The 5333-nt window shown below is 58.0% G+C and carries 2 protein-coding genes; both read right to left on the bottom strand.

Annotated features, from left to right (window positions below; genetic code table 11):
• Positions 1-1371 precede the first annotated feature (1371 nt).
• Positions 1372-3291 carry an alpha-amylase family glycosyl hydrolase gene (locus Q2B33_RS23110; protein ID WP_300564354.1) on the bottom strand — a complete coding sequence of 640 codons (1920 nt, stop codon included), beginning with the start codon at positions 3289-3291 and terminating at the stop codon, positions 1372-1374.
• A gap of 23 nt (positions 3292-3314) precedes the next feature.
• On the bottom strand, positions 3315-5159 hold the full coding sequence (locus Q2B33_RS23115; protein ID WP_300564356.1) for a CotH kinase family protein: 1845 nt from the start codon (positions 5157-5159) through the stop codon (positions 3315-3317).
• Between the last annotated feature and the right edge of the window lie 174 nt (positions 5160-5333).

Here is a 5333-nt window from a genome sequence, read left to right on the forward strand (position 1 = left end):
TTTCCCTACACGACGCTCTTCCGATCTCTTCCGCAGTCACATCATCTCCTCCGCCGGGATAGACAAAGAAGCTTACATAGTCCACTGCATTTTCAAAATAGCGATGGGTGGTTATATCAATACCAGAAGTGCGGCTAATATAGAGCGCCCCCGTCTCCCTCTCCCGGTAGACCGCCGGGACAGTGTAACCATATCCAAAATCACTCATACCGCCTTGCTCCAATGGTATGCGCTGCACTTCAGTGCCATCCCAGATAAGGGCTGTAAAGGTGAAATCATAGCGTGTATTTCCATATACCTCCGAAACGCCCTTTCCATATATCAGCAAATCCTCTGTGCCGTCCCCATTCAAATCCCCAAGCGTAGCATACATGGCCTCTTCAGGGCCGTATGTATTCAGCGCTTCCAGAAGCGCCTCCCGGCGCTGGCGGTCCAGGATTCTGGCATTTTCTTCTTCTTTCTGCTGTTGCTCCAGCAACTCCTCTTTCTGCTGTTCCAGCTCCTCTATCAGGGCATCTATTTCGGCATTGCCCGCATCTGCGATTTCTTCCGCCACATACTCCGGAACATCATCAATGGTAAAGGACGAGACTGTGATGGAACTGTCCTCTCCGGCATAGACAAGCTGCGCCGTCTCCCCGGCCTTTATCGTAGCTGTCTGCAGGATCTCGCCCTCCGGACTGGAAATCGTACATTCCACCTTTCCCTCCAGAAGATAGACATTCATATGCTGCGCATCCGGCGATTCCACAAAGCCGCAGGTGCCCCGGATGCCGACTACCATCGTAGAATTCCGGATGTCCATGGATTCGTCTTCTTCAAGGGGTTCGGCCACATTGAAGAAGAGACTGCCGGAATGAACCAGGACTTCCAGATATTTGCCCTCTTTTTGAATTTCCACCTGGCTTTGCGCGTCCATCTTGGCCAGCTTCGTATCGTCAAGGTTAATCCAGGCATAGCTCCCGGAGCGGGTGTCCACCTGATATCCGCTGTAGAGCTTCAGGCCCTCGATAATCGAGACGCCCTTTCCGTCCTTGTCCGCCACGGCCACTTCGCCCTGTGTCCTCAAAAGCTCAATGGTGGTCGCCGCCATCCCGCCGCAGGCCGTGCAGGAAAGCAGAAAGGCTGCTGCCAGCAGGGCTGTGACGGCGCGGAAAAAGACATTGTTGTGATATTTCATTTCTGTTTATTACTCCTTTGCATTCGTGTATCCTCCCGGAGTCTCCAGGACGCTTATCGTGCGGCTTTTCGGAAGCCGTTCCTGCCGATTCCCCTGTTTTTCCAGGAACCTTTCTGACTTGCACCTGATTCCGCTTCCTGAAATCGCGGGAGTCCGGCCTGTTATGCCAGATCCGGCTCCCGCCGCATTTCTCAGCGGAAGCTCTTCACCCAGGCTATCAGGGAGTCATGGTACACGTTCTCCCTCACGTCCCTGCGCATCTGATCGGTAATGGGCCCGTTCTTTTCCATGATGGCCAGAATCGCTTCCTGCAGTCCGGCAATCTTTCCTTCCTCGAACACTTTCTTCAGGGCCTCTTCCGCGGCGGCTTTTCCGTCCGCAGGGCCGTGTGCCGTCTCCTGCCCTGCCGCGCCTGCCAGGGCGGATTCTGCTGCCCCGGACGGCTCTGTCGCTTCGGCTTTCCCGCCGCAGGCCCCATCCCGGGTATTTTCCCCTGCGCCGGACGATTTCTGCGCTGTTTCCCCGAGGACACCCTCTTTGCCGGATGCTTTCCCCCCGGCTTCCCATACGGCCCTTTCTGTGCCGGCGCTGTTCTGCTGAGCCTCGTTTGCCGCGCTGGATTCTTTCACCGCTTCCCCGCCGGATACCTTCTGTCCGGCATCCTGAGCCGTCTCTCCGGCCCCGGGCTGCTCAGGGCTTTGAGCGGCAGTCTCCCCCGGTTCTTTATCGGAAGCGCCCTGGGGCAGATCCTCTGTCCACTCCCCGTTTTCCGGCACCCAGATCTCCCCGGAATTCGCCTTTACGTTCACGGCGATATGGCCTCCGGCCACGCTCACCCGCTGGCCGCTGAGGGCGCCGACATATTCCGCCGCGTTCCCCGCAGGCAGGGTCATCACGTAGTCGCTGTCGTCATTGTTCACCGTGACCAGGACGGACTCTCCGTTACAGTTCCTGGAGAAAGCGTACTGGCGGTTGGTCAGCAGCAGTTCCTGATAGTCCCCGTAGGAAAGCGCCTTTATCTTCTGCCGCGCCTTGCCCAGCGCAGCGATCAGGCCCGTGCAGGCATTCTTCTCCAGAGCGTCGCCAAAATCCGACAGGGAGAGCGCGGGGCGCAGGGAATCATCGGAATACCGTTCTTTTTTACCCTCTATACCGAATTCCGAGCCATAATAGACAGAAGGCACGCCCGGCAGCGTGTACAAGAGCACATGCACCGGCGCGAAATGGGCCTTGTTGTTCAGCTTCGTGTAGATCCGCTCCACATCATGGTTGTCCACGAAGTTGTACAGCTTCAGTCCGTCCGGCCTGTTCCCGCCCATGCCGTACAGACGCTTCACCGTGTGGGCGATCTCGAAGTAGTTGTGGTCGTTGTGCCCGGAGTACAGGGCCTTGTGCAGATGGTAATTGGTGACGGAGTGCAGGGTCCCCTCGTTGACCCAGCGGGTGTAGTCCCCGTGGATGACCTCGCCCATGAGCCAGAATTCCGGCTTCACCTCATCAGCCACACGGCGCAGCGCTTTCATATAATCGAAATCCAGAACATCCGCCGCGTCCAGCCTTATGCCGTCGATGTCGAACTCGCTTACCCAGAACCGCACCACATCGCAGATATAGTCCCTCACCGCGGGGTTCGACTGGTTCAGCTTGGCCAGCAGGTCATAGCCGCCCCAGTTCTCGTAGGAAAAGCCGTCGTTGTACTGGTTGTTCCCCCAGAAATTCACATTGCGGTACCAGTCTCTGTAAGGGGAATTCTCCCGCTTCTCCCGGATGTCCCGGAAGGCGAAGAAGTCCCGCCCCGTATGGTTGAACACGCCGTCCAGGATGACCCGGATGCCCTGCCTGTGGCACTCCGCCACATAGTTCGTCAGGTCCTCGTTGGTGCCCAGGCGGCTGTCCAGCTTTTTGTAATCCGTGGTCTCATATCCGTGCCCCACGGACTCGAACAGGGGCCCGATATAGACCGCGTTGCAGCCGATTTCCCTGATATGGGCTATCCAGGGAATCAGGGTGTTCAGCCGGTGCACCGGCTCTGTGTAGGAATTCTCCCTGGGCGCTCCGGTAAGCCCCAGGGGGTAGATATGGTAAAAGATTGCCTCGTCGTACCATGCCATGTCGCATTTCCTCCTGTACGGATCTACTTTTTCTGATTTCCTTTTCCAGTATAATCCGAACGGCGGAAATAGTCAACTCCTCCGCCCATGTCGAACACGCCCATGGCCTCAATGTCGATGGAGGAGGCGTCGATCAGCCCGGAGGCATCCTCCCGCTGCCCCTGGTCCGTGGCAGGGATGGAGCCGTCAAGCTGTCCCCGGATGCTCTCTGCACGAAGCAGCACGGTCCGGTACAGCATCCCGGCGGCGGCGTCATATTCCGCATAAGGATAGAACGCCGTGGGGTCCGTCTCCACCAGCCCGTCGATCTGGCTCCGGATACGGCCATAGACCTCCTCGAACCTCCCGCCGGACACATACTCTTCCGTCAGCTTCCGCAGATATTCGTGATATTTCGCAAGATAAGCCTCGTCCTCCAGCAGGGCATCGAAAAAGTCCGTCCCCTGAAAGGGGGTATCGATGGCGTCATTGATCATCCCGGACGCGCCGTCCCCTGCGCCCATGCCCATCCCTCCGAAGGACAGATTGTAATCCCACGGAATGACGTTCAGTTTTCCATCGTTCTCATACAGGTAATAGTTGTGGGCCATATTGCCGGAGAGGCTGTCCAGGTTCACGGAGAAGGTATGCACGGCCATGTATTTCAGCACATTGTCGATGTCGAGGGATTCCTCCAGCTCCCTTCCCTGGCTGATGTTGCGCAGCGCTTCTACTACTCTTTTGTGGTCTTTTTTGCCGCTGTCCGTCACTTCCCCCTCCCATATGGTGGAATAGCTGTCCAGGTCATCGTCGGTGTAATTCAGATCCGCTCCGCCCGAGCCCATGGAGAAACGTCCTCCGAAGGGCATGCCTCCGGGCTGCTGCGGCGTGGAGCCGTCTCCGCCCCCCTGACCGCCCTGGCCGGGGCCCTGTGTGTCCCCTGGAAGGCCTTCTCCAGCGGGAAAATCTCCTCCGGCAGGAAGTCCCTCTCTGGCAGGAAAGCCTCCTTCGGTAGGATATCCTTCTCCGGCGGGAAAATCTCCTCCGGTAGGAAGTCCTTCTCCAGTGGGAAACTCTCCTCCGGTAGGAAGTCCCTCTCCGGCGGGAAACTCCCCTCCGAAAGGAAGCCCTCCTCCGAAGGAAGTTCCATCCTCTCCCGGCCTGCCGCCCTCCCCGGGCATATTCTGTCCTTCCTGTCCGCCCTTGCTCCTGTCCGGAAAGCCGTCCCTCTCCATACCGGGCCCGCCTCCCATATCCATCCCCTCCGGCTTATAGAGGTTTCCGCCCTCCACCCCGTAGTTGCGCAGCAGAAAGCTGTCCTCCACGGCCTCCAGCGCCAGATATACGCCCCAGTACGTACCGTTTACCGAAATTTCGGCATAATTGTACAGGGAGGCATCCGCCTCCAGATACCGATACATATCATAGACGATGGCCTCCTTCATATTCGTGGCATCGGCGTAATTGTTGTTCAGAATCAGCTTGTCGAGCCCCAGGCAGGTCTGTCCATCCACATAGTGGTCAAATTCCAGCTTCAGGCTGTACCTGTCCGTGTCCGGATCCGCGGCAATGGCGGACAGGCTGGTATTGCCCTTGGGCCGGATTCCCACGTTCCGAAGTTCATGGCCGTTAATCGTCACGTCACAGGAATAGTATTCCTCCGCCATGGCATTGTCCAGCATCTCCTCCCATGCCCCATCCTCCATCTGGATGTCGATTTGAATCACCGAATCTTCGCCGAACAGCTCCGCCTCATACTCCATGGCAATGCCTTTTCCGCCCACCGCTTCCACGAGCCTGTGGGGAAACGCCACCGCCAGGACGCAGAACAGGACGGCGGCGGCCATGGCGATGCACGCTGTTTTCACCGCATATCTGCTGCTGATCATGCCTTTTCCTTTCCGGGCGGACTGTTCCTTATCCGCCCTGTCTATTGTTTGCTCTGGCTGGCGTTCGCACTGGCTGGCATCTGCACTGGCTGGCGCCCGCACTGTCCTCCCTGGCTGTTGTCTGGCACTGGCTGGCATCTGCACTGGCTGGCACCCACACTGTCCTCCCTGGCC

It is taken from the genome of uncultured Acetatifactor sp., from assembly GCF_948601915.1.
Classification (GTDB): Bacteria; Bacillota; Clostridia; order Lachnospirales; family Lachnospiraceae; genus Acetatifactor.

Bases quoted from the DNA above. Each gene is read 5' to 3' on its own strand.
- Q2B33_RS23110 (WP_300564354.1), bottom strand. From the start codon at position 3,291: ATGGCATGGTACGACGAGGCAATCTTTTACCATATCTACCCCCTGGGG.
- Q2B33_RS23115 (WP_300564356.1), bottom strand. From the start codon at position 5,159: ATGATCAGCAGCAGATATGCGGTGAAAACAGCGTGCATCGCCATGGCC.